The organism is Acerihabitans arboris (assembly GCF_010131535.1).
GTDB lineage: Bacteria > Pseudomonadota > Gammaproteobacteria > Enterobacterales > Enterobacteriaceae > Acerihabitans > Acerihabitans arboris.
Genome location: NZ_WUBS01000001.1, coordinates 130,127 through 154,582 on the forward strand (window position 1 = coordinate 130,127; position 24,456 = coordinate 154,582).

The window sequence follows — 24,456 nt, forward strand, 5'->3', positions numbered from 1 at the left end:
TAAATTGGTTTAGTTGGAGCCTGTCTTCCTGCGCTCGTTATCGCTTACGCTTAAGAACACACGAAGACAGGCTCATTATTACGTTGCCGTTTTTCAGCTCCCGTTGCCGGAGGCTTAGTCCTTGCGTTGCTGGAGCCGGCGCAGCGATCGTTCGCGGCGGCTGTGTTCCCGACTGAGGTCCAGCAAAATTTCCTCAATAAACGCCAGATGGCGGTGAGAAGCCTCGCGCGCTTTTTCCGGCTCGCGTGCCACTATCGCCGCAAAAATCCCGGCGCGGTGACTGCTCACCTGCGCCAGCATTTCCCGGCGCGAGTAGAGCAATTCAAAATTCTGACGTACGTTTTTTTCCAGCATCGGTCCCATGCAGCGCACCAAATGTAATAAAACCGCATTGTGAGCGGCTTCGGTTACGGCGATTTGATACTGCAGGACGGCGTCGGCTTCGGCGTCGAGGTCGCCGTTTTCCTGGGCCTGCTGGATAATCTGGTGGCAATCGCGTATGCGGTCGAGATCTTCTTCCGTGCCGCGCAGCGCGGCGTAATAAGCGGCAATACCCTCGAGGGCATGGCGGGTTTCCAGCAGATCGTATTGTGATTCCGGGTGTTCGGCCAGCAATTCAGCCAGCGGATCGCTGAAGCTTTGCCAAAGATTGCTTTGTACAAATGTTCCGCCGCCCTGTCGACGCAGGAGCAGGCCTTTTCCTTCGAGGCGCTGTATGGCTTCCCGCAGGGAGGGTCGGGAAACGTCGAACTGTTTTGCCAGTTCGCGCTCCGGGGGCAGCTTTTCGCCGGGACGCAATGTCCCTTCCAGGATTAAGTATTCCAGTTGCTGCTCGATAACATCCGAAAGTTTCGCTTGGCGGATTTTACTATAGGCCATTTATAATCATCTTTGCGAATTGCGCGGAGTCAATTGGTAATACCAATTTCATAAACGTGACGCTAAAGTAACAAAGTATTCACCTCCTGTCCATGACGGCATTGACCTAAATCATTAAACACCGCACATTTAAACAATTGCACTAAGCTTGTGCTGCATTTTGATAACCATCCAGTTCCATCCACTGAAAATGTGAAATGACATTTTTAACCTTTACGTAACGCCAAATAGCCCAAGCTGAACCGTTTGAGCAAAGAATTAAGCGTTAAAAATAGCCAAAAAATGCATGCCTGACGGAAAAAATAACATTTTTGCCACATCAGCATCCACCTGCCCGTCGCCGGCAGCCGGCCGGCAGAAAATGCGTAAGATCATGCTGGTTTTGAATTTCCCGCGCCGCCCCGATAAATCAGGTGCAAACTTTTTTACATACCACTATTCTTGTGCCAACGGCAGCCCGCGACGGCAATTGGCTCAACGGTTAGCGTAAAATATAACGTACATAAAACGTAATGCAGGGATTACATACCGCAATTTACGCTGGGGTGGTCCACTGACCGTAACACATGAGGATTTTCGATGGATGGTAAACAGCGCGGAGAGACGCTCAAACGCGGGTTAAAAAACCGCCATATTCAGCTTATTGCCTTAGGCGGCGCGATTGGCACGGGCCTGTTCCTGGGGATTGCCCAAACGATTAAAATGGCTGGTCCGTCGGTTATACTGGGTTATGCCATCGGCGGTTTTATCGCTTTCCTGATCATGCGCCAGTTAGGCGAGATGGTAGTCGAGGAGCCGGTCGCCGGTTCGTTTAGCCACTTCGCCTATAAATATTGGGGCAATTTTGCCGGTTTCGCCTCCGGCTGGAATTACTGGGTACTGTATGTGCTGGTTGCCATGGCCGAACTGACCGCCGTGGGCATCTATATGCATTACTGGTGGCCGGACCTGCCGACCTGGATTTCAGCGGCGATCTTTTTCATTATCATCAACGTCATCAACCTGGCCAATGTCAAAGTCTATGGCGAGATGGAGTTTTGGTTCGCCATTATCAAAGTGGCGGCCATCATTGCGATGATCCTGTTCGGCGCCTGGCTGTTGATAAGCGGCCACGGCGGCCCGGATGCCAGCGTGACCAACCTCTGGGCCCAGGGGGGATTTTTCCCCAACGGCGTCAGCGGCCTGATCATGGCGATGGCGGTCATCATGTTTTCGTTCGGCGGCCTGGAGCTGGTGGGCATTACCGCCGCCGAAGCCGACAATCCCGAAAAGAGCATCCCGAAAGCCACCAACCAGGTTATCTACCGCATCCTGCTGTTTTATATCGGTTCGCTGGCCATCCTGCTGTCGCTGTATCCGTGGGGCAAGGTGGTGGAAGGCGGCAGTCCGTTTGTGCTGATTTTCCATGCGCTGAACAGCGACTGGGTGGCGGCCATCCTCAACCTGGTGGTGCTGACCGCGGCGCTGTCGGTATACAACAGCTGCGTTTACAGCAATAGCCGTATGCTGTACGGCCTGGCGCGCCAGGGCAACGGCCCGAAAGCGCTGGCCAGCGTCGACCGCCGCGGCGTGCCGGTAGCGGCTATCGGCGTATCGGCCCTGGCGACCGCCATCTGTGTGCTGATCAACTATTTGATGCCCGGTAAAGCCTTTGGTCTGCTGATGTCGCTGGTGGTTTCCGCCCTGGTCATCAACTGGGGCATGATAAGCCTGGCGCACCTGAAGTTCCGCCGCGCCATGGCCCGCCGGGGAACGGTAACCAAATTCCAGGCATTGTGGCATCCGTTCGGCAATTACCTCTGCCTGCTGTTTATGGCCGCCATCCTGGTGGTAATGCTGATGACGCCGGGCATGGAAATATCGGTCTACCTGATTCCGGTTTGGCTTTGCCTGCTGGGCATCGGTTTTTACTTTAAACAGAAAAACCAACGCACCGCCGGCGCGCTCAGCCGCTAAACCCCGCCCTTCCCCGGCCTGCGGACCGGGGAAGGGTTTTACTTCCGTTCCGCCGCCGCGAAATGCCACCCTGTTCACATTTTTCCCCTGATAACCCGTTTGTCCATTACATCAACCCGTTCCTGCCGATCCTTTGCCGCCGAATAGGCCAATACTGCCTGTTGTACTTCATGTTCTGTTTACAACGGAGAGTAGAACCATGAAAACGCAGGCTTTGTCCTTAAAAGAAAAAATCGGTTTCGGCATGGGTGACGCCGGCTGCAATATGGTATGGGGTTCCATAACCATGTTTCTGGCCTATTTCTACACCGACGTTTTTGCCCTGGCGCCGGCCCTGGTGGGCGTATTATTGCTATCGGTGCGTATCATCGACGCGGTCACCGACCCGATCATGGGCGCCATCGCCGACCGTACCCGTTCCCGCTGGGGCAGGTTCCGGCCCTATCTGCTGTGGCTGGCGGTCCCGTTCGCGGTGTTCAGTATTCTAATGTACACCACGCCGGACTGGAGCTATTCCGCCAAGGTGGTGTACGCCTTCGTCACCTATTTCCTCATGTCGCTGATTTACACCGCCATCAATATCCCCTACTGCTCGCTTGGCGGGGTGATATCCAACGATCCCCAGGAACGCGTATCCTGCCAGTCCTGGCGTTTTATCCTGGTCGGCGTGGCGACGCTGATCATTTCGCTGACCCTGCTGCCGATGGTGGATTGGTTTGGCGGCGGCAACCGGGCCAAAGGTTTTCAATGGGCCATGACGGTGTTATCGATTATCGGCTGCCTGATGTTCCTGTTCTGCTTTGCCACCGTGCGCGAGCGCGTCAAACCGGCCGTGCCGACCAATGACGCGCTGAAAGCCGATCTGCGCGATATTTGGAAAAACGACCAATGGGTTCGCATTCTGCTGCTGACCTTTTTTAACGTCTGCCCCGGATTTATCCGCATGGCGGCCACCATGTATTACGTCACCTACGCCATGGATAAGGCCTCCGGCTTCGCCAGCATGTTTATCAGCCTGGGCGTGGTGGGCATGATGATCGGCAGTTGGCTGGCCAAACCGCTGACCGATCGCTTTTGCAAACTGAAGGTCTTTTTCTGGACCAATATCATCCTGGCGCTGTTTTCCAGCGGCTTCTATTTCCTTAATCCCCACATGACCGCGCTTATCCTGGTGATGTACTTCGTGTTGAATATACTGCACCAGATCCCGTCGCCGCTGCACTGGTCCCTGATGGCGGACGTGGATGACTACGGCGAATGGAAAACCGGCAAACGCATAACCGGCATCAGCTTTTCCGGCAACCTGTTTTTCCTTAAGGTCGGGCTGGCGGTGGCCGGCGCATTTGTCGGTTTTATCCTGTCAGCCTACGGTTACCGGGGCGACGCCATGACGCAAACTCCCGGCGCCGTGCAGGGTATCGTGCTGCTGTTTACCGTGATCCCGGGCGTGGGTTACCTGATCACCGCCGGGGTGGTCAGGTTGTTGAAGGTGGATCGTGAGCTGATGCGCCAAATACAGGACGATCTGGAAAAACGCCGGGAGAATTACCATGAACTGGGCGAATGGCGCGAGGATAAACTGCTGGAAACCAAACATCCCTAAGCCGCAGACCAAACAGGAGATGCCATCATGCACGCAGGACTTTGGCCGAATCCGCTGATTGAGCAGCGCGCCGATCCCTTTATTTACCGCCATCACGACGGCTATTACTATTTTATCGCCTCGGTGCCGGAATACGACCGGCTGGAGATCCGCCGGGCCGTCACGCTCGCCGGCCTGGCGCGGGCCGAGCCGGCGGTGGTGTGGCGTAAGCATGCCCAGGGTGAAATGAGCGCGCTGATCTGGGCGCCGGAACTGCATTTTATCGAGGGGAAATGGATCATCTATTTTGCCGCCGCCCACTCGCCCGAGATTGTCGACGGGCTGTTCCAGCATCGCATGTATGCCCTGGAGTGCGGCGCGGATAATCCGTTGACCGGGCAATGGCATGAAAGAGGCCGCATCATCACCCCGCTGGACACCTTTTCCCTGGATGCGACGCACTTCGTCCACCAGGATAAGCATTACTACCTGTGGGCGCAGAAAGACCCGGCCATCCGGGGCAATTCCAATCTTTACCTGGCTGAAATGGCGACGCCCTGGCGGCTTAAAACCCCGCCGTCGATGATAAGCCGGCCGGAGCTGCCGTGGGAAATCATCGGCTTTTGGGTGAACGAAGGCCCGGCGTTCATCCGCCACGGCCGGCGGCTGTTTATTACCTACTCGGCCAGCGCCACCGACGAGAATTATTGTATCGGTCTGTTATGGGCCGACGCGGACGCCGACATTACCGACCCGGCGCAGTGGCATAAGCTGCCGCAGCCGGTGTTTCGCACCCAGTGGCAACACCGCCAGTTCGGGCCGGGCCATAACAGCTTTACCGTCGGGGAACACGGCGAGGACGTGTTGGTCTATCACGCCCGCCCCTATACGGAAATCACCGGCGACCCGCTGTACGATCCCAACCGGCACACGCGGGTGAAAGCCTTTGGCTGGGATGAGGAAGGCATGCCCCGCTTCGGCGAACCACCGGCGGACACTGTGGGATAGCGCGATGAATACCGGTACGCGGAGCTGACCAGTGCTAACGCCTGCGGCCGATTGGCCGCGAACGCTCTCCGGGTTAAACCAGCGCGCCGTAAATGGTAAGCAGCGCAACCACCACCAGGATCACCTGGGTGATTTTTTTCGCCAGCGATACCGCCGCGCGCGGCGTCAGCACATCGTCCAGGTGCGGTTCCCGCGCCAGCGAGAACTGCGCCAGCCGGGTTAACACCTGATATTGCCCGGTATGCACATCCGCCAGGGAGGCAAACCACGCGGGCAGGGCTTTTTCGCCGTGGCCCAGCAGCGCGTAGGCCACGCCCGCCAAACGTACCGGCGCCCAGTCCAGCCAGTGCAGCAGCATATCGATACCGGACTGCGCCCGCTTGAGCGGCGTGGAGCGACGCGCCATCCAGGTCTGGTACGCGCGCAGGAAAGCATAACCGGCCAGGACGACCGGACCGTACGGGCCGCCGGCCACCAGCCAGAACAGCGGCGCCAGGTAGAAACGGAAATTGATCCACAACAGGGCGTTTTGCAGCTCGCGCAGGCGCTCTTCTTTATCGCAATCCACCGGCAGCCCGTGGATCAAGGCCAGTTCTTCGCTCATGGCGTCGCAGGCGTGGCTGTCGCTGGCGGCCGCGGCCCGCAGATAGGCCCGATAGTGCTTACGGATGCCGCCGGCGCCGATGCATAATAGTGAAATGACAATCCACAGCAGCAGCAGCGGCACGCCATAGAACCAGTTCGCCAGCAGCCGCAGGCATAACGCCACGATAATCATCCAGCACAGGGTCATGAGGATGGTCAGGGCCAGGGAGGCATGACGGAAGCGGACAAACACCCGTTCCAGATGATGATCCAGCTGCCAGTGTTCGCCCTGTTTAAACAGGCGTTCCCAGGCCAGAACCAGTAGTAGTGTAAACAACGTCATGAACCCTGACTCTCCCTCTTGCTATCAGTGGCGCGCTCAGCGACTAACCGCCGATAATGCGGCCACTGGAAAGACGCGCCGGGATCGGTTTTACGCACGGGTGCGATATCACTATGGCCGGTAATCCGCGCCGGCGTAATCGGATAATGCCGCATTAATAATGCGGTCAATTCGGCCAACCGGTTATATTGCGCCTCAGTATAGGGTTCCGTGTCGGTGCCTTCCAGCTCTATGCCAATGGAAAAGTCATTGCAGCGCTCGCGCCCTTCGAAGGTTGATACGCCCGCGTGCCAGGCGCGCTTATCAAACGGCACATACTGGACCAGTTCGCCGTCGCGGCGAATCAGGCAATGCGCGGATACCCGCAGTTGATAAATCTGGCGAAAAAAGGGATGCGCCTTGGGATCGAGCGTGCCGGTAAACAGCCGATCGATATCCGCGCCGCCGAAGATGCCCGGCGGCAGGCTGATGTTATGCACCACCAATAACGAGGGCGCCTCATGTTCGGGCCGCTCATCGCAATGCGGCGACCACACCCGCTTAGCCCCTGATACCCAGCCATTTTCCAACCGCATCATTCACCTCGCGCCGACCGGCGGTGGTACTTATCCCAGCAACAGAGTAGCATGTTTCTCCAATTCCCTTTATCCGCTATTTCGGAGTTTTTTATGCCGACACGCCGTTATAACGCCGAACGCCGCCGGGCCGAATTGCTCGAGCGTATTCAGTATGATATCCCGTTATCCGTCACCCAGGCCCTGCGCGAAGACCTGGGCGGCACCACCGATCCCAAGGCCGATATTACCGCCCGCTTGCTCCCGCAGCAAAGCGACGCGGTGGCGGTGATCATTACCCGTGAAAACGGTATTTTCTGCGGCCAGCGCTGGCTGGAGGAAGTCTTTACCCAACTTGGCGGCGGCATTACCGTCGACTGGCAGGTAAAGGACGGCGATCCGATCCGCGTCAACCAGCCGCTGTGCCGTTTAAGCGGTCCCGCGCATCTGCTGCTGACCGGCGAGCGCACCGCGCTGAACTTTGTGCAGACGCTGTCGGGGGTGGCCTCCGAGGTAAAACGTTATGTTGATATCCTGGCCGGCACCGGCACCCGGTTGCTCGATACCCGCAAAACCCTGCCCGGCCTGCGCACCGCGCTGAAATACGCCGTGCTGTGCGGCGGCGGCGGTAATCACCGCCTGGGCCTGGCGGACGCGTTCCTGATCAAGGAAAACCATATTATCGCCGCCGGCTCCATCGCCAACGCGGTGGCCAACGCCATCGCCTTGCGCGACGACGTGCCGGTGGAGGTGGAAGTGGAAAGCCTGGAGGAACTGCGCCAGGCGCTGGACGCCGGTGCCGATATCATCATGCTGGATAACTTCACGCCGGCCGATATGCAGCGCGCGGTAGCCGCCACGCGGCAACGCGCCCTGCTGGAGGTTTCCGGCAACGTGACACTTGCGACAATCAGGGAATTTGCCCAGACCGGGGTGGACTATATCTCGGTGGGCGCGCTGACCAAACATATCCGCGCGCTGGATCTGTCGATGCGCTTCCAGTAGCTGCTCATTATGGCCCCTACGAAGCCGCTTCCCCACCGCGGTATACGGACGCTTCATACCCTATGGGCGCTCCGGGCAGTTCGCTGGCATCAGGCAGGCGCGCCATACGCGCTGCACAGGCCTTCGGTCATCTCCGAAGGCTTTTTTTTACTCTCCTTGTCGTTGATTTTGCGGTTTCCCACGCAAAATTCCTAAACCGCAGGTAACCTATCGCGTTTTTTTGCCATCAGCTGTCCTGTATGGCGGTTTGCCACTGTCCGCCCACCGCCGTTAACGCTAAGGTCGGCACAGGATCAACAGCGAGGGAAACGCGTGATTAATCAACAGGGATTTACGCTGGTGGAGCTGATGGTGGTGATCGCCATCATTGCCATGCTCAGCGCCATCGGCCTGCCGGGCTATCAGCGCTACCTGGATAAGGCCGCCATGACCGATATGCTGCAAATGCTCACGCCCTATAAGTCGGCGGTGGAGCTGTGCGCGCTGCAACAGGGCGAGGTCAAGGCGTGCCACGCGGGCACCAGCGGCATCCCCGAAAGCATGACGTCGCGTTATGTGGAACGGGTAACGGTTCAAGACGGCGTTATCAGCCTGACCGGGCGGCAGGCGCTCCAGGGGCTTGCCCTGACGCTGACGCCCGGGCGCCACGGCACCGGGCTGCGCTGGAGCAGCGCCTGCCAGGCCACGGAAAATGCCGGCCATCTGGTCGGGCCCTGCCAGGGGTTGTTTCGCATGGACCACGGGCGGGAGTAAGCGGGATGACGACACCCTATGATGAAACGGCGCTGGACGACTATATCGGCGCGCTGCTGGATCAGGCCCTGGCGCTTAAGGCGTCCGATATCCATATCGAGCCCGTGGGCGCGGCGGAATATCGCATCCGGCTGCGCGTGGACGGCCTGCTACGGGAAAGCGCCCATTGCGCGCCCTTGCTTGCCGCCAGGCTGCTGGTGTGTCTGAAAATGCGGGCGCGGCTGGATATTGCCGAGCGGCGGCGGCCCCAGGACGGGCAGTTTGCGTTCGGCCCGCCGGACAGGCGCTGCTCATGCCGGCTCTCCACCCTGCCCACGCTGCGCGGCGAAAAGCTGGTGCTGCGCCTGCTACGCGGCACGCCGGAAAACCTGACCCTGGAACGCCTGGGCATGCCGACGGCCATGCGCCGCCGGTTCCTGCGTATCCTGCATCGTCCCCAGGGGCTGATTTTGCTTACCGGGCCGACCGGCAGCGGTAAAACCATGACGCTATACAGCGCCCTGAATGCCCTGGCGGGCGACAGGCTTAATATTTGCAGCGTCGAAGATCCGGTGGAAATACCGCTGCCGGGCATGACCCAGTGCCAGGTCAACGTCAAGGCGCAGCTAGATTTTCCGGTGCTGCTGCGCGCCCTGCTCCGGCAGGATCCCGATGTCATCATGGTAGGCGAAATACGCGATCGCGAGACCGCCGCCATGGCGGTCAATTCCGCCCAGACCGGGCATCTGGTGCTGGCTACCCTGCACGCCCTGTCGGCCGGCGACGCCGCGCGGCGGCTTACCCAGTTTGGACCGCGGGCGGGGCAGGTGCACTCCGCGCTGCTGCTGGTGATGGCCCAGCGCCTGGTCAGGCTGCTATGCCCCCGGTGCCGGCGCGAGGTCCGCACGCACGATGAACCGGTGGTGCGGCTGCCGCCCGGCTGGGTCCCGCAACGCGTTTGGCAGGCAGCTGGCTGCGAGCATTGCCACCAAGGTTATGCCGGACGGCGCGGGATTTTTCATTTGCTGCCGTCGCAGCCATTCGCCCGTGACAAAACGTACCCGGGGGAAGGTATAGCAGACGGCACCGGGCAGGTAGCGGATAGCGCCATAGGCGAAGCGGCAAGCATTGGGGCTGCGCCGGTAAGCAGCGGATACCTGACAGCGGGCGGTGGGCGCAGCGTGAAAAATCCCGGGGAGATATCGAACGGCCAGCGTCGGCGGGGTCCCTCGGGGCTGTGGCGCGCGGGCCTGATATTGGCGGCGCGGGGAGTCACATCCCTTGATGAACTGGCGCGGGTACTGGGGGAGCCGGTATGACTGGTTATTGGCTCTACTCCTGGCGCGGACTGTCACCGGCGGGGGACATTCAGGCGGGACACAGTATCGGCCGGGATAAAACCTCGGTGCGCCAATTATTAATCCGCCAGGAGTTGCAGCCGTTCCGCGTACGCACTATCGGCTACCTGGGGACCGGTTATTGGCAAAAACCCCAGCTTGCCAGTATCACATCACAGTTGGCCGCGCTGCTCGGCGCGGGGTTGCCGCTCAGGGAGAGCCTGCATCTGCTGGCTGAGGATCACCCACGCGCCGGTTGGCGATGCCTGCTGCGGCTGCTGGGCGATAAAATCGAGCAGGGCCTGACCTTTTCCCAGGCCATGGCCGATTTTCCCCAGGTGTTCCCGCCGGTCTACTGCGCCATGATGACGCTTGGCGAGCTTACCGGCCGGCTGGACCGCTGCTGCCTGGCGCTTGCCGACCACGAGGAACGGCTCGGGCGGTTAAAACAGAAGGTGCTGGGCGCGCTGCGTTATCCGGCGTTTATCCTGCTGACGGCAACGGCGGTCATGGCGCTTATCCTGATCTGGGTACTGCCGGAATTTGCCCGGCTGTACGCCGGGAGCAATGTGCCCCTGCCCTGGCCGACCCGCTGCCTGCTGGCCATGGCGCAGGGCGCGGCGGACCATGCGCTGCCGCTGCTGATCCTGCTGACGACTATCTATGCATGCTGGCGTCGGTTAGGTTATCACCATGGCCGATGGCGGCGGCTCATCCAGGCTGGATTGTTATATCTGCCCGGTGTGGGAACGCTGATGCGCCATCACGCCACCTGCCAGTTGTTCCAGACCCTGGCCATGACCCACCCGGCCGGCGTGCCGCTGGATAGCGGGCTGGAGATGGCCGCGCGCACCCTGGGCCACCCCGCATATGGCGATGCCGTCACGCAGCTGCGCCGGCATATCCAGCAAGGATACGCCCTGCACCAGGCATTTTACCGCCATCGCCTGTTCCCGCCCCATTGCCATCAGCTTATCAAGACCGGCGAGTATTCCGGCACGCTGGATGAGGTGTTCCGCCAGTTGGCGCGGATACATGAGCAGCAAACGCGCCAGCGCGCCGACGCGCTGGCGCAACTGGCCGAGCCTCTGCTGCTGTTTATTATGGGCGGACTGGTCTGCGCGCTGGTGATGGCGCTGTATTTGCCGCTGCTGCAAATCGGCGACCTGTTCGGCCGCCTATGAGAACAATGAGCAGCCAGCTATCGTGCGCGGTGGATAATAGCTGGAAACAGAAACAGGGATTAGAGCTGAGTAAACACCTGGTTTTCCTGCTCGGCCACCCGGATAAAGGTGGTGCGCTTGGTCAATTCCTTTAAGCGCGAGGCCCCCACATAGGTACAGGCCGAGCGCAATCCGCCCAGGATATCGCGAATCGAGTGTTCTACCGGCCCGCGCAGCGGTAGCCTGACGGTTTTACCTTCCGCCGCCCGATACTGTGCCACGCCGCCAACGTGGCGATTCATGGCGGACTCGGAGCTCATGCCGTAGAACAGCATGAATTTCTCGCCGTTCTCTTCCACCAGCGTACCTTCACATTCGTCGTGTCCGGCCAGCATGCCGCCCAGCATGACAAAATCCGCGCCGCCGCCAAAGGCCTTTGCCACGTCGCCCGGCACCGAGCAGCCGCCGTCGCTGACAATCTGGCCGCTCAGGCCATGGGCGGCGTCCGCGCATTCGATAACCGCGGACAACTGCGGATAACCGACGCCGGTCTTGACCCGGGTAGTGCACACCGAGCCCGGCCCGATACCCACCTTGACAATATCGGCGCCCGACAGGATCAGTTCCTCGACCATTTCGCCGGTGACCACGTTACCGGCGCAGATAACGTTATTGGGGCAGGCCTCGCGCGCTTTCTGCAGAAAATTGACGAAATGTTCGGAATAACCGTTAGCCACGTCGATACAGATAAAGGTCAATAACGGCGACAAGGCCAGGATCTGCTTCATTTTCACGAAGTCGGCTTCCGACGTGCCGGTGGAGACCATCACATGGCGTAAAATTGATTCCGGGACCCGCGCAACAAAAGCGCGCCATTGTTCCACGGTATAGTGTTTATGCACCGCGGTGACGACATCAAAGGACGCCAGCGCTTCCGCCATGCGGAAGGTGCCGACGGTATCCATGTTGGCGGCGATGATGGGGACGCCCGACCAGGTGCATCCAGGGTGCTTAAAGGTAAACTCACGTTGCAGTTCTACGTCGGAGCGACTTTTCAGGGTCGAACGCTTGGGGCGGATCAGTACGTCTTTAAAACCTAACTTAATATCTTCTTCAATACGCATAACGGATTTTCCTGGTCAATGGCGACGAATCGCTTATAAAGTTCGGGTACGTAATGCCAATTCCAGTAACGGTATCATACGCCGGATTATTCTTACGGCAAGACTGCGAAAACCGCCCGATATACGCTACAATCGTACCAATTTATCTGCGAACGGGCGGAAAGGGATACAGTAAGGAGAGAATAGACTGTATGCGTTATATTGTTGCATTAACAGGGGGAATTGGCAGTGGCAAAAGTACCGTGGCCAACGCTTTCGCCGAACTGGGTGCCACGATTGTCGACGCCGATGTAATCGCCCGCCAGGTTGTGGAGCCGGGTACCGACGCGCTGCGGGCAATACATGCCCGTTTTGGCGCCGGTATCATGTTGCCCGACGGCCGGCTTGACCGCGCGCTGCTGCGGCAACACGTATTCAGTTCCCCGGCCGATAAGGCATGGCTTAACCGTTTGCTGCATCCGCTTATTCAACAAGAAACCCGCCAACAGATGGCCCGCGCCGACGGACGTTATGTGCTATGGGTGGTGCCGCTGTTAATTGAAAACCAGTTGCAGTCCCAGGCAGATCGGGTACTGGTGGTCGATGTCGGCACCGATGTCCAGATCGCCCGCACCCTGAGCCGCGACGGCATCAGCCGCAGCCAAATAAACAACATTCTTGCCGCGCAGGCTTCACGCGAACAGCGTCTGGCCTGTGCCGACGATATTATCGATAATAGCGGGCGTCCCGAAGAGATAACGGCCGAGGTGGCAAACCTGCACCGCCGTTATCTTCAGCTTGCGGCATCAGCAACCCGACAGGATTAATTATAATGAGTGACGTCTACTCGACAACGGTGCTTTTTGAGCATCCGCTAAATGAAAAAATGCGCACCTGGCTGCGTTTGGAATTTTTACTGCAACAACTTTATAACTATCCGACGTTGTCTGACATCTCGAGCGCGCTGCCGTTTTTTCGCAGCCTATCCGATTTGCAGGATGTGCTCGAACGCGGCGATGTACGCACCGAAATGCTCAAGGAACTGGACCGGCAGCAGCAAAAGATGCTGCAATGGGACGGAGTGCCGGGCGTCGACAGCGATCGCGTGCGGGCGCTGCGCGGCGAATTAAAACACTGCGCCGCGGTGTTGATGGCCGCGCCGCGCCTGGGCCAGGCGGTGCGCGAAGACCGTTTGATCGGCTCGGTGCGTCAGCGCCTGTCAATCCCCGGCGGCTGCTGCAGCTTCGATCTGCCCGGCCTGCATATCTGGCTGCATTTGCCGCAAACCGTGCGCGACCAGCAGGTAAACATTTGGCTGAAAACCTTCGAACCGTTGCACAACGCGTTAACCATTACGCTTGATCTCGTACGCCATTCCGAACCCTTTAAGAACCAGATCAGCCTGAACGGTTTTTTCCAGGATAACGCCGAGGACGCCGATCTGCTGCGTATGCGCATCCCGCTGGTGTCCCAGCTCTATCCGCAGGTTTCCGGCCATAAAACCCGCTATGCCATCCGGTTTTTATCCCTGGACAGCGAAAACGGCGTGGTGCCAAACCGTTTGCCCTTCGAATTGGCCTGCTGCTGATCTATTGCGTTATGATAGAAGGCTAGCTTGGCGGCTAAGGTGCGGCCAGACGGGTTGTTAAGGTTCCAGGAGTTAATAGTGAATAACGATATCATCGTAGTAAACTGCCCCACCTGCGGCGCGGACGTCGAGTGGAATGCACAAAGCAAGTTCCGGCCTTTTTGCAGCAAACGCTGCCAGCTGATCGACCTTGGCGAGTGGGCCGATGAGGAAAAATTTATTCCCAGCGACGCGCAGATCAACGACAGCGAAGACTGGAGCGAGGATCAGCGCTGAATTCCAGCGCTGCGCGCATAATGTCGCCCCGTGGCGGGGCGATGGGATGGGGTAGGTTAAGTCGCGGCGATAAGCTGGCGAATAATCGACGCATTGGCGGGCGGAAATTCATCGGCCCGCAGTTCCGCCTGGGGGCACCAGCGCACCGGCTGCCCCTCTTTACCATAAGGCGTGCCCTGCCAATCCTCGACCAGGAAAAAATAGAAGGCCATGTTACGATCGGCAAACTGGTGCTGGCTGGTCGCCAACAGCTCGACCCGCTCAACCTTGATGCCCGTCTCTTCCAGCAGCTCCCGGATTAACGCCTGTTCCGGGGTTTCGCCTGCTTCCATTTTACCGCCGGGAAACTCCCAGAAACCGCCCATATGCGCATCCGCCGGCCGCTGGGCGATAAAAATCTGATGTTGCGCATTACGGATAATGCCTACGGCAATTGTGCGTATATTCATTGTCACAGGTACTCCGATAAAATGATCCTGGTGCTCGTCAGACTCATCGGCAGGTTGGCATTATTGCTGTAACTTGCCGTGGCACTGTTTGTATTTTTTGCCTGAACCGCAGGGGCACGGGTCATTGCGGCCGACCTTGCGCCCTTCATGTACCGGCATATTGGCCATGAGGGCGCCATCGGCCAGCATCGGCTCCGGCTGATGGCTGAGCTGCTGCTGGCGCGCCAGGCGCTCGGCCTCTTCGCGGCGTTGCAGCTCCAGCGCTTCCACTTCTTCCGGCATCCGCACCTGGACCTTGCTCAGGGTGCTTATCACCTCGTATTTCAGCGACTCCAGCATGGCGGCAAACATGGCAAAGGATTCGCGTTTGTATTCCTGCTTCGGATCCTTTTGGGCGTAGCCGCGCAAATGAATGCCCTGGCGCAGGTAGTCCATCGCCGCCAGGTGCTCTTTCCATAACGAATCAAGCGTTTGCAGCATGACGCCCTTTTCAAAGCTGCGCATCATCTCGATGCCGACCACTTCTTCCTTACGCTGGTACTGTTCCAGCGTTTTTTCCAGGATGCGCTCGCGCAGGGTTTCCTCATGCAGACCGGGCTCTTTATCCAGCCAATCGGCAATCGGCATCTCCAGGTCGAAATCGTCTTTCAGGCGCTTTTCCAGCCCCGGCACGTCCCACATTTCCTCCAGCGACTGCGGCGGAATATGGTTGTCGAGCACGGTTTTCAGCACGTCCTCGCGGATGCTGGTAATGGTTTCGCTGATATCGGCCACATCCAGCAGCTCATTACGCTGGCTATAGATAGCCCGGCGCTGGTCGTTGGCGACGTCGTCGTATTCCAGCAGCTGTTTACGGATGTCGAAGTTACGGCTTTCCACCTTGCGCTGCGCATTGGCAATGGCTTTGGTAACCCAGGGATGCTCGATGGCCTCGCCCGGTTTCATGCCCAGCTTACGCATCATGCCGGTCACGCGGTCGGAAGCGAAGATGCGCATCAGGGCATCCTCCATCGACAGGTAGAAACGGGAAGAACCGTCGTCGCCCTGACGGCCGGAACGGCCGCGCAGCTGGTTATCGATACGGCGTGATTCATGGCGCTCGGTGCCGATGATATGCAGGCCGCCGGAGGCCAGTACCGCGTCGTGGCGAATCTGCCAGGCGGCCTTGAGCGCGATGATATCCTCTTCGCTCGGATCTTCCAGATGGGAGATCTCCGCCTGCCAGCTGCCGCCAAGCACGATATCCGTACCACGACCGGCCATATTGGTGGCAATCGTGACCGCGCCCGGCGAACCGGCCTGGGCGACGATATCCGCTTCCATGGCGTGGAATTTGGCGTTCAGTACCTTATGTTCGATACCGGCTTTTTCCAGCTCGCGCGACACCACTTCGGATTTTTCAATGGAGATGGTCCCCACCAGCACCGGCTGCCCTTTGGCGGAGCAGGCCTTGATATCATCGATGATGGCGTCGATCTTCTCTTTTTCGGTCATATAGACCAGATCCGGCAAATCCTTACGGATCATCGGACGGTTGGTCGGCACCACGATAGTATCGAGCTTATAGATCGAACTGAATTCAAAAGCTTCGGTATCGGCGGTACCGGTCATGCCGGCCAGTTTTTCATACAGGCGGAAATAGTTCTGGAAGGTGATCGAGGCCAGCGTCTGGTTTTCGTTCTGGATCGCCACGTGTTCCTTGGCCTCCACCGCCTGGTGCAGGCCGTCCGACCAGCGGCGTCCCGGCATGGTGCGGCCGGTGTGTTCGTCGACGATGATGACCTCGCCGTCCTTGACGATATAGTCGACGTCGCGTGAGAACAGCACGTGGGCGCGCAGCGCGGCGGTAACATGATGCATCAGCATGATATTGGCCGGGGAGTAAAGCGACTCGCCTTCCTCCATGATGCCGGCCTGGACCATCAGCTCTTCAATCAGCACCAGGCCGCGTTCGGTAAGATTGACCTGGCGGGATTTTTCATCCACCGAGAAGTGGCCCTCGCCCTGGAACGAGTCGGAGTCCTCTTTATCCTGGCGAATCAGGTGGGGAATAAGCTTATCCACCCGAATGTACATTTCGGAGCTGTCTTCCGCCGGGCCGGAAATAATCAGCGGCGTACGCGCCTCATCGATCAGGATGGAGTCGACTTCATCCACCAGCGCATAGTGCAGTTTACGCTGTACGCGCTCTTCCGGACTGAACGCCATGTTATCGCGCAGGTAATCGAAACCGTATTCATTGTTGGTGCCGTAGGTAATATCGGCGGCGTAGGCGGCGCGTTTGGCCGGGGCCGGCATGTTCGGCAGGTTGATGCCGACGGTCAGTCCGAGGAACTCAAACAGCGGCCGGTTGTTTTCGGCGTCGCGCTGGGCCAGGTAGTCATTGACCGTCACCACGTGGACGCCTTTACCGCTCAGGGCGTTGAGGTACGCGGGCAGGGTGGCGGTCAGCGTTTTACCTTCACCGGTGCGCATTTCCGCGATGCAACGGTCATTCAGCACCATGCCGCCCTGTAGCTGTACGTCGAAGTGACGCATGCTGAATACGCGTTTACTGGCCTCGCGCACCACGGCGAAGGATTCCGGCAACAGGCTGTCGACGCTTTCGCCTTTCTCCAGGCGGGCGCGGAACTCAATGGTCTTGGCGGCCAACTGTTCGTCGGTCAGCTTTTCCAGCTCCGGTTCCATCCGGTTAATCAGCTCAACGTTTTTACCCATGCGGCGCAGGGTACGATCGTTGCGACTACCAAAAACTTTTGTAAGCAGTTTAGATAACATAATTATTTAAATCTCGTCACGGCCGGCGCTGATTATCAGGCAGCGGCCAATAGATGCATAAGGGGTAGAAAAATTCCGTGATATACGGTTAGCTGACGCGGGCGGGTCCGGCGCGAATTCCCTGTACCTGGGCCAGGCGAATTCCTGTACGATGATCGGTAACGGGCAGGTAGTCCGCCCGGGCGATATGGCGAATGACGGCGGGCAGCTTAGGCTCGTGAGTCAGCAGCGCGTTCAGGGTGCTTAATAATACCTGGCGCTGCACAATCAACGGGACGACAGGGTCCGCCGCTGATGACGGGACGCCGACATATGCGGGAGCCCAGGCAATGGACAAATGACGGATAACGGTGCGTATGGCATGCTGATGCCAGTAATCCACGGTAAACGAAGGGCGGCGCTGCGCGTCTTTCAGTAAAGCCAGGTGGGTAAAGCCGGCGTTATAGGCGTTTTGCCGGCTCAGGCTCGGCAGGGTGTTGGCCAGGTGCGCCTGTTCCTGCCCGCTGTTGAGGGCATAAGGCACGCCAAAGCCGGCCGCGACCATCCCCAACAGGAGATGAGGCCAGAAATAACGTCTGCCAAATTGTCGCCAACGATTTAAAATACCCATTACTTAATGTATTCCGCCGGAGTTGTTATGCGCGACAGTCGTCCACAATCCATTGATATCCTGTTTACTGTTCTTGCGACGCCTGAACGCCAAACGCTGCAGCAGATCCAGCAACGCGCCATGGCGCTGTTAAAGCTGAACCAGGCGGTAGCAGCACTGCTCCCCGCCCCGATGAAACCCTGGTGCCGCGTAGCTAATTTCCGGCAAGGCGTATTGGTGCTTGAAACCGCCAATGCCAGTTGGATGATGAGGTTACGCTATGAACAATCAGGGTTATTATCCGCGTTACGTGCGCAGATTCTACCATCATTGTCTTCCATCGACATCAGGATTAACCCGACACTGGCAACAAAAGGGCATCTGATGACGCAAAACAGCAGTGACAGGCAGAAAAAAGATCGGGGAGAGGTCGTGCAAAGGCGCAGGCTAAGCCCGCAGAGCGCCGAGGCGATTCGCCATCTGGCGGCGCGTAGCCCCGAGAAGCTGCAAAAACTGCTTGAACGGCTGGCGGGGCTGGCCGGAGAAGGTGCCAACCCCACCCGTCGTGGGAAGTAGCAGTACGTTATACCGCGCTGGCAAACAAACCGTTGCCGTCAGGCAATGACAAACGAGGGCGCGGCAAATGCCAGCGGCATTTCGGCCTCGTCTTCGAAGGTCACCATTTCCCAGGCTTCCTGGCGTGCCAGGACGGTCTGCAGCAATTTGTTGTTCAGCGCGTGTCCCGGCTTATACGCCGTGAACGAACCGATGATGTTGTGGCCGCACATATACAGGTCGCCGATGCCGTCGAGCATTTTGTGGCGCACAAATTCATCTTCGAAACGCAAGCCGTCCTCGTTCAGCACTTTATAATCGTCGACGACGATAGCGCAGTCGAAACTACCGCCCAGGCACAGGCCCCGGGACTGGAGGTATTCGATGTCGCGCATGAACCCGAAGGTGCGCGCGCGGCTGATTTGCCGGACGAAAGACTCGGCGGAAAAATTAAGGCGATAACGTTGCGAGCTAGCATCGATCGCAGGATGTTTGAAATCAATGGTAAAATCGAGCTTGAAACCATTGTAGGGCGACAGCTCGGCCCATTTGTCGCCGTCTTCGACGCGCACCTTATCCTTGATGCGCAGGAATTTCTTGGCGCAGTTAAGCTCCTCGATTCCGGCGTCCATCAGCAGATAGACAAAGGGGCTGGCGCTACCGTCCATTATTGGAATTTCTGGCGCATTGACTTCAACGATGATGTTGTCGATACCCAAACCCGCCAATGCGGCATTAAGATGTTCGACGGTGGAAATACGAACATCATGCTCATTGACCAGACACGTGCAAAGCATGGTATCCCGCACCGATTTGGCTTCCGCCGGAAAGTCCACCGGAGGATTTAAATCCGTGCGGCGATAGATGACCCCGGTGTTAGCCGGTGCAGGGCGCAGGGTTAGTTTTACCTTTTTACCGGTATGTAAACCCACGCCTGTGGCCTGCACAATACGTTTTAGTGTCCGCTGTTTGATCATCAGTTTATCTCGCAATGTTATCCATACCACCGACACATTATAGGCTACAGTCGGCGGGGCAGTTTAGCACAAAGAGCGGAGATTCCCAATTTCATCGGATTTAATCGGCTTGCTTGCGCAAAAACGCCGGAATATCCAGGTAATCGGGTTCCTTGCCGGCCTGCGAGTTTTGCTCGTTGACCGCCTTGGCCGCTATCTTCTGCTCTTGCTGAATCGGCGACATACCGTGATTGTGCTGCTGATAACGGTTATCCATCACCGGCTGGCTGTTCTGCTTGTTGGTCACCAGGGTGATTTCAGGACGCTTGTCCATGCCGATACCGGTCGCCACTACCGTCACGCGCAGTTCGTCGTTCATATCAGGATCAAGGGAAGTACCGATAACCACGGTCGCGTTGTCCGAGGCAAACGCGCGGATAGTGTTACCCACGGTTTCGAACTCATCCAAACGCAGGTCGAAGCCGGCGGTGATATTGACCAGAACGCCGCGCGCGCCGGACAGATCGATATCTTCCAGCAACGGGCTGGAGATCGCCATTTCGGCCGCTTCTTCAGCACGGTCCTCGCCAGAGGCGACGCCTGAGCCCATCATCGCGTAGCCCATTTCGGACATGACGGTGCGCACGTCGGCGAAGTCGACGTTCATCAGGCCGGGACGGGTAATCAGCTCGGCGATACCCTGCACCGCGCCTTTCAGCACGTCATTGGCCGCGCCAAATGCGTCCAGCAGCGAAATACCGCGGCCGAGCACCTTCAGCAGCTTGTCGTTAGGGATGGTGATAAGCGAATCCACATGCTTGGACAGCTCGGCGATCCCCTGCTCGGCAAAGGCCATACGCTTCTTGCCTTCGAAATTGAACGGTTTGGTGACCACTGCCACGGTCAGGATGCCTAATTCCTTGGCGACTTCAGCCACGACCGGGGCCGCGCCGGTGCCGGTGCCGCCGCCCATGCCGGCTGCGATAAACACCATATCCGCGCCTTCCAGCGCGGCGCGCAGCGCTTCGCGATCTTCCTCGGCGGAATTGCGCCCCACTTCCGGATTAGCACCGGCTCCCAGACCTTTGGTGATGCCGCCGCCAATCTGGATGGTTTGGCCAACCGCGGTTTTACGCAATGCCTGGGCATCGGTATTGACCGCGAAAAATTCCACGCCTTCGATGCGTTCGCGCACCATATGCTCAACGGCGTTGCCGCCGCCGCCGCCGACGCCGATGACTTTAATCACCGCGTCGTTGGTTAATTCCATAGGTTCAAACATAGTTTCTCTCCGTTTTGTGCCTGTCGCATCGGAGCCGGCCGCCTGCACAGCATGGCTCCGCAAGTAAACAATTAAAACTCTTTCCTCAGCCAGCTGCTGATCCGTTTGACCCAGTTGCTTACCGAGGTACGTTTTTCCACTTCAATCTCACCGCTCAAATGAGATTCTTTACCGTAATGCAATAACCCGACAGCGGTAGAATAATACGGTGCCTGCGCGTAATCCGTCAGACCGGTAATATTCAGCGGTTGGCCGATACGCACCTGCGTATGGAACACCCGTTGGGCGCAGGCCGCCAGGCCGTCAATTTGCGCCGCGCCGCCGGTTAACACGATACCGGCGGCCAGATGGTGCTTAACTCCCTGCTGGCGAAGCTGCTCCTGCAACTGCAGGATCTCATCGTTCACCAGGTTTAGTAATTCCGTATAACGCGGCTCAATCACTTCAGCCAGGGTCTGCCGTTGCAGGCTGCGCGGCGGCCTGCCGCCGACGCTCGGTACTTCGACGGTTTCGTCTTTGCTGACCGCCGACCCCAGCGCGCAGCCGTGGCGCACCTTAATCGCTTCCGCGTCTGCCGGCGGCGTGCCGAACGCATAGGCGATATCGCTGGTCACCACGTTGCCGGCATAAGGTATCACCTTGGTGTGCCGCAGCGCGCCGGCGGTATAAACCGCTATATCCATGGTGCCGCCGCCGATGTCGACCACGCAGACGCCAAGCTCGCGCTCGTCTTCGGTCAGGACCGCGTAGCTGGAAGCCAGGCCCGCAAAAATCAGCTGGTCTACTTTCAGGCCGCAGCGCTCGACGGCTTTGACAATGTTCTTTGCCATATCATTATGGCAGGTAATCAGATGAACCTTAGCCTGCATGCGCACGCCGGATAATCCGACCGGGTTCTTGATACCCTCCTGGTAATCTATGGCATAATCCTGGGGTATCACATGCAAAATCCGGTGTTCATCGCGAACCCGCACGGATTTGGCGGTATGTACCACATTTTCAACATCTTCCTGCGTAACTTCTTCTTCCGAAATAGGAACCATCCCTATTTCGTTCTGGCAACTTATATGTTTACCGGATAAAGCAAGGTATACCGAGGAGATCTGGCAGTCCGCCATCAGCTCGGCCTGATCGATGGCGCGCTGTACGCATTTCACCACCGATTCGAGATCGTTGACGCCGCCTTTATCCATACCCCGGGAAGGACAACTGCCCACCCCGATAATATTGACCATGCCATCGGGCAGAACTTCCCCTACCAATGCGGCGACCTTTGCCGTACCGATCTCCAGTCCAACTACCAGTTTTCTGTCCGTCGACTTGATCATTATTATTTAGCCTGTGCCTGATTCTGTTGCGAAATACTATTTTGTTGCTGATCGATAAACGCCGGCGCCCAACCTACCGCGACTCCCGCGTCATAGCGCAAATCCACGTAACTGATACGTTTGTTATCGGTCCGGGCCTGCTGGAGAAGGACCGGATAGATCCCGATAAAACGCTGCAGGCGCCGTGCCCTGTCATCCCGGCCCAACTCAAGCCGGATATCATCCTGTAACGTCAGCTGCCAGGAGTGGCGGGCGCTCATGCTGACGGTTTTTAACTGAAATTTATTGGCCGTCATCACCTCGCTCATGGTGCGATAGCCCGTCAGCACATCCTGCTCGCTGCCCTCCGGCCCATACAGCATCGGCATGGCTTTATTGCCGATCCGCTCGGCGGGGACGCTGAAGGACTTGCCGCTGGCGTCCAGCATATGCAAATCGTTCCAACGCGCCACCGGCACATACTCCACCAGGTGGATTTTCAATTCATCCGGCCACTGCTTGCGCACGCTGGCCTGTTTTATCCACGGTAGCCGCTCGATCTGCTGCTGGATGACGTTCACGTCCTGGGTCATGAACGTGCCCGGCGCGCCCAGCGCCAGGATCGCCTGCCGGATGTCGTCGTTGGTGGTGTAATACCGTTGCCCGGTCACCACCAGCTTTGACAGCGGCAGGCGATGCGCATCCTTCATCCAGCCGACCACCATCCAGCCGCCCCAGACGATGGTGCCGAGCACCATCATCAGGAACACCAGCCCCGCCAACTGGCTGCCGTTGCTGCGCCCGGAAGCGACGTTTTCCGGCTCGCGGCTGCGTATGTTTATCGCTGCCTGGGACATATCAGTTCGCCACGGTATTCACGGGCCGCAACGGCGCGCGGTGGATAACGGATACGCCGCCCGGCGGATGGTTGTTATCAGGCATGTCGTCCCTCGGTTATCGGTCGTGGCTGCAAATGGCTGTCGGCCAGTTTGCGCGCGATTTTGCCTACGGTTCCGGCGCCCTGCATCAGCACCAGGTCATTATCCTGCAACGCCAGCGCCAGCATTTCCGGCAGCGCCTCCATATCCGGCACCATGATCGGGTCGATCTTGCCCCGGCCCCGGATAGTGCGGCACAGTGAACGGCTGTCGGCGCCCGGGATCGGCGGCTCGCCGGCGGGATACACATCCAGCATCAGCAGCACGTCCACCCCGGACAGCACGTTGGCGAAATCCTCGTATAAATCCCGCGTACGGGTGTACCTGTGGGGCTGGAACACCATCACCAGGCGTTTATCCGGCCAGCCGGCGCGCGCCGCCTTGATGGTGGCGTCCACCTCGGTCGGATGGTGACCGTAGTCGTCCACCAGCATGACCTCGCCCGTTTTGCCGTTTACATTATCCAGCGGATAGCTGCCGAGGAAATCGAAACGACGTCCAGTACCCTGGAATTGGAACAGCGCCTGCAAAATACTGCCGTCGTCGATGCCTTCCTCAGTCGCCACCGCTATCGCCGCAGCCGCGTTGAGCGCGTTGTGACGCCCCGGAGCGTTTAAGGTTACCGCCAGCGCCGGTTTATCCAGGCGATGGAGATTAAAGCTGCCCTGCGCGCCCTGCTGGCGATAATCGGTGATGCGCACGTCGGCTTCGTCGTGAAATCCGTAGGTGGTGATATGGCGGCCCACTTTCGGCAGCAGCTCGCGGATCACCGGATCGTCCATGCACATTACCGCGCGGCCATAAAACGGCAAATTGTGCAAAAAGGTAATAAACGTCTGCTTTAACAGTTCGAAGTCGCCCTGGTACGTATCCATATGGTCGGCTTCGATATTGGTGATGATGGCGACCATCGGCTGCAGATGCAGGAACGAGGCGTCGCTTTCATCCGCTTCGGCAATCAGGTAGCGGCTGCATCCCAGCCGGGCGTGCACGCCCGCCGCCTTGACCAGCCCGCCGTTAACGAAGGTCGGATCCAGCCCGGCCTGGGCGTAGATACTGGCCACCATGGCGGTAGTGGTGGTCTTGCCGTGGGTACCGGCGATGGCGATGCCATGGCGAAAGCGCATCAGCTCCGCCAGCATTTCCGCGCGCTGGATAACCGGAATCCTGGCCTCTTTGGCCGCCACGATTTCCGGATTGTCGCCGGCGATGGCGCTGGAAACGACGACGACGCTTGCCTCGCTGATATTTTCCGGGCGATGATTAAAGAAGATCTTCGCCCCCAGCTCGGTTAACTGCTGCGTAACGGCATTCGGCGCCAGATCGGAACCGCTGATTTGATAGCCTTCGTTCGCCAGCACTTCCGCGATACCGCCCATACCCGCGCCGCCGATGCCGACAAAATGGATTTGCCGGACACGCCGCATCTCGGGTACAAAAGTTCGCAGTTTCGCCAGTTGTTGTGTATTCACGTTTTAACCACTTAAGTAT

At 58.5% G+C, this 24,456-nt stretch carries 23 protein-coding genes; 11 read left to right on the forward strand and 12 right to left on the reverse strand.

Features of this window, described 5'->3' with window-relative positions; translation table 11 throughout:
• Positions 1-114: 114 nt before the first annotated feature.
• Complete coding sequence (gene pdhR / locus GRH90_RS00565; RefSeq protein WP_162363949.1) at positions 115-879, reverse strand: pyruvate dehydrogenase complex transcriptional repressor PdhR; 765 nt, start codon at positions 877-879, stop codon at positions 115-117.
• Positions 880-1,458: 579 nt separating this feature from the next.
• Here pdhR and GRH90_RS00570 point away from each other — a divergent pair.
• The 3 genes from GRH90_RS00570 to GRH90_RS00580 all read left to right on the forward strand — a co-directional run bounded on the left by GRH90_RS00570 (position 1,459) and on the right by GRH90_RS00580 (position 5,425).
• Entirely contained in the window at positions 1,459-2,835 is a 1,377-nt protein-coding gene (locus GRH90_RS00570; RefSeq protein ID WP_162363950.1) for an amino acid permease, read from the forward strand.
• 199 nt (positions 2,836-3,034) lie between these two features.
• Complete coding sequence (locus tag GRH90_RS00575) at positions 3,035-4,438, forward strand: glycoside-pentoside-hexuronide (GPH):cation symporter (RefSeq protein WP_162363951.1); 1,404 nt, start codon at positions 3,035-3,037, stop codon at positions 4,436-4,438.
• Positions 4,439-4,465: 27 nt separating this feature from the next.
• Entirely contained in the window at positions 4,466-5,425 is a 960-nt protein-coding gene (locus GRH90_RS00580; RefSeq protein ID WP_162363952.1) for a glycoside hydrolase family 43 protein, read from the forward strand.
• A 73-nt stretch (positions 5,426-5,498) separates the two neighbouring features.
• Here GRH90_RS00580 and ampE read toward each other — a convergent pair whose 3' ends face one another.
• Together ampE and ampD are read right to left on the reverse strand one after the other, a co-directional pair.
• Positions 5,499-6,353 carry a beta-lactamase regulator AmpE gene (gene ampE / locus GRH90_RS00585; protein WP_162363953.1) on the reverse strand — a complete coding sequence of 285 codons (855 nt, stop codon included), beginning with the start codon at positions 6,351-6,353 and terminating at the stop codon, positions 5,499-5,501.
• Positions 6,350-6,928, reverse strand: a complete 579-nt coding sequence (gene ampD / locus GRH90_RS00590; protein WP_162363954.1) for a 1,6-anhydro-N-acetylmuramyl-L-alanine amidase AmpD — start codon at positions 6,926-6,928, stop codon at positions 6,350-6,352. The genes ampE and ampD overlap by 4 nt, the downstream gene beginning before the upstream one ends.
• A gap of 93 nt (positions 6,929-7,021) precedes the next feature.
• Between ampD and nadC the strand changes: the two genes are divergently transcribed.
• The 4 genes from nadC to hofC all read left to right on the forward strand — a co-directional run bounded on the left by nadC (position 7,022) and on the right by hofC (position 11,165).
• On the forward strand, positions 7,022-7,912 hold the full coding sequence (nadC, locus tag GRH90_RS00595) for a carboxylating nicotinate-nucleotide diphosphorylase (RefSeq protein WP_162363955.1): 891 nt from the start codon (positions 7,022-7,024) through the stop codon (positions 7,910-7,912).
• A gap of 312 nt (positions 7,913-8,224) precedes the next feature.
• On the forward strand, positions 8,225-8,665 hold the full coding sequence (gene ppdD, locus GRH90_RS00600) for a prepilin peptidase-dependent pilin (protein WP_162363956.1): 441 nt from the start codon (positions 8,225-8,227) through the stop codon (positions 8,663-8,665).
• Positions 8,666-8,670: 5 nt separating this feature from the next.
• On the forward strand, positions 8,671-9,963 hold the full coding sequence (locus GRH90_RS00605; protein WP_162363957.1) for a GspE/PulE family protein: 1,293 nt from the start codon (positions 8,671-8,673) through the stop codon (positions 9,961-9,963).
• Positions 9,960-11,165 carry a protein transport protein HofC gene (gene hofC / locus GRH90_RS00610; protein ID WP_162363958.1) on the forward strand — a complete coding sequence of 402 codons (1,206 nt, stop codon included), beginning with the start codon at positions 9,960-9,962 and terminating at the stop codon, positions 11,163-11,165. Before GRH90_RS00605 ends, hofC begins: the two co-directional genes overlap by 4 nt.
• A gap of 59 nt (positions 11,166-11,224) precedes the next feature.
• Here hofC and GRH90_RS00615 read toward each other — a convergent pair whose 3' ends face one another.
• Entirely contained in the window at positions 11,225-12,268 is a 1,044-nt protein-coding gene (locus GRH90_RS00615) for a GMP reductase (RefSeq protein WP_162363959.1), read from the reverse strand.
• Positions 12,269-12,459: 191 nt separating this feature from the next.
• Between GRH90_RS00615 and coaE the strand changes: the two genes are divergently transcribed.
• From coaE to yacG, 3 genes are all read left to right on the forward strand, one after another.
• Positions 12,460-13,074 carry a dephospho-CoA kinase gene (gene coaE / locus GRH90_RS00620; RefSeq protein ID WP_162363960.1) on the forward strand — a complete coding sequence of 205 codons (615 nt, stop codon included), beginning with the start codon at positions 12,460-12,462 and terminating at the stop codon, positions 13,072-13,074.
• A 5-nt stretch (positions 13,075-13,079) separates the two neighbouring features.
• Positions 13,080-13,835 carry a cell division protein ZapD gene (zapD, locus tag GRH90_RS00625; protein ID WP_162363961.1) on the forward strand — a complete coding sequence of 252 codons (756 nt, stop codon included), beginning with the start codon at positions 13,080-13,082 and terminating at the stop codon, positions 13,833-13,835.
• 78 nt (positions 13,836-13,913) lie between these two features.
• Entirely contained in the window at positions 13,914-14,111 is a 198-nt protein-coding gene (gene yacG, locus GRH90_RS00630; RefSeq protein ID WP_162363962.1) for a DNA gyrase inhibitor YacG, read from the forward strand.
• A gap of 56 nt (positions 14,112-14,167) precedes the next feature.
• Here the strand turns inward: yacG and mutT are convergent, their stop codons facing one another.
• From mutT to secM, 3 genes are all read right to left on the reverse strand, one after another.
• Complete coding sequence (gene mutT / locus GRH90_RS00635; protein ID WP_162363963.1) at positions 14,168-14,560, reverse strand: 8-oxo-dGTP diphosphatase MutT; 393 nt, start codon at positions 14,558-14,560, stop codon at positions 14,168-14,170.
• Positions 14,561-14,620: 60 nt separating this feature from the next.
• The gene (gene secA / locus GRH90_RS00640; RefSeq protein WP_162363964.1) at positions 14,621-17,338 is read right to left on the reverse strand and encodes a preprotein translocase subunit SecA; all 2,718 of its coding nucleotides are present in this window, start codon (positions 17,336-17,338) and stop codon (positions 14,621-14,623) included.
• Positions 17,339-17,426: 88 nt separating this feature from the next.
• Entirely contained in the window at positions 17,427-17,948 is a 522-nt protein-coding gene (gene secM, locus GRH90_RS00645) for a secA translation cis-regulator SecM (protein WP_162363965.1), read from the reverse strand.
• Positions 17,949-17,975: 27 nt separating this feature from the next.
• On the opposite strand from secM, the gene GRH90_RS00650 reads away from it, so the two are divergent.
• Positions 17,976-18,503 (forward strand): DUF721 domain-containing protein, encoded by a 528-nt coding sequence (locus GRH90_RS00650; RefSeq protein WP_162363966.1) that lies wholly within the window; start codon positions 17,976-17,978, stop codon positions 18,501-18,503.
• 38 nt (positions 18,504-18,541) lie between these two features.
• Here GRH90_RS00650 and lpxC read toward each other — a convergent pair whose 3' ends face one another.
• The 5 genes from lpxC to murC all read right to left on the reverse strand — a co-directional run bounded on the left by lpxC (position 18,542) and on the right by murC (position 24,437).
• Complete coding sequence (lpxC, locus tag GRH90_RS00655) at positions 18,542-19,459, reverse strand: UDP-3-O-acyl-N-acetylglucosamine deacetylase (protein WP_162363967.1); 918 nt, start codon at positions 19,457-19,459, stop codon at positions 18,542-18,544.
• A 100-nt stretch (positions 19,460-19,559) separates the two neighbouring features.
• The gene (gene ftsZ / locus GRH90_RS00660; RefSeq protein ID WP_162363968.1) at positions 19,560-20,720 is read right to left on the reverse strand and encodes a cell division protein FtsZ; all 1,161 of its coding nucleotides are present in this window, start codon (positions 20,718-20,720) and stop codon (positions 19,560-19,562) included.
• A 71-nt stretch (positions 20,721-20,791) separates the two neighbouring features.
• The gene (ftsA, locus tag GRH90_RS00665; RefSeq protein WP_162363969.1) at positions 20,792-22,048 is read right to left on the reverse strand and encodes a cell division protein FtsA; all 1,257 of its coding nucleotides are present in this window, start codon (positions 22,046-22,048) and stop codon (positions 20,792-20,794) included.
• A gap of 2 nt (positions 22,049-22,050) precedes the next feature.
• Positions 22,051-22,884 carry a cell division protein FtsQ gene (gene ftsQ / locus GRH90_RS00670; protein ID WP_162363970.1) on the reverse strand — a complete coding sequence of 278 codons (834 nt, stop codon included), beginning with the start codon at positions 22,882-22,884 and terminating at the stop codon, positions 22,051-22,053.
• A gap of 77 nt (positions 22,885-22,961) precedes the next feature.
• Complete coding sequence (murC, locus tag GRH90_RS00675; protein WP_162363971.1) at positions 22,962-24,437, reverse strand: UDP-N-acetylmuramate--L-alanine ligase; 1,476 nt, start codon at positions 24,435-24,437, stop codon at positions 22,962-22,964.
• Between the last annotated feature and the right edge of the window lie 19 nt (positions 24,438-24,456).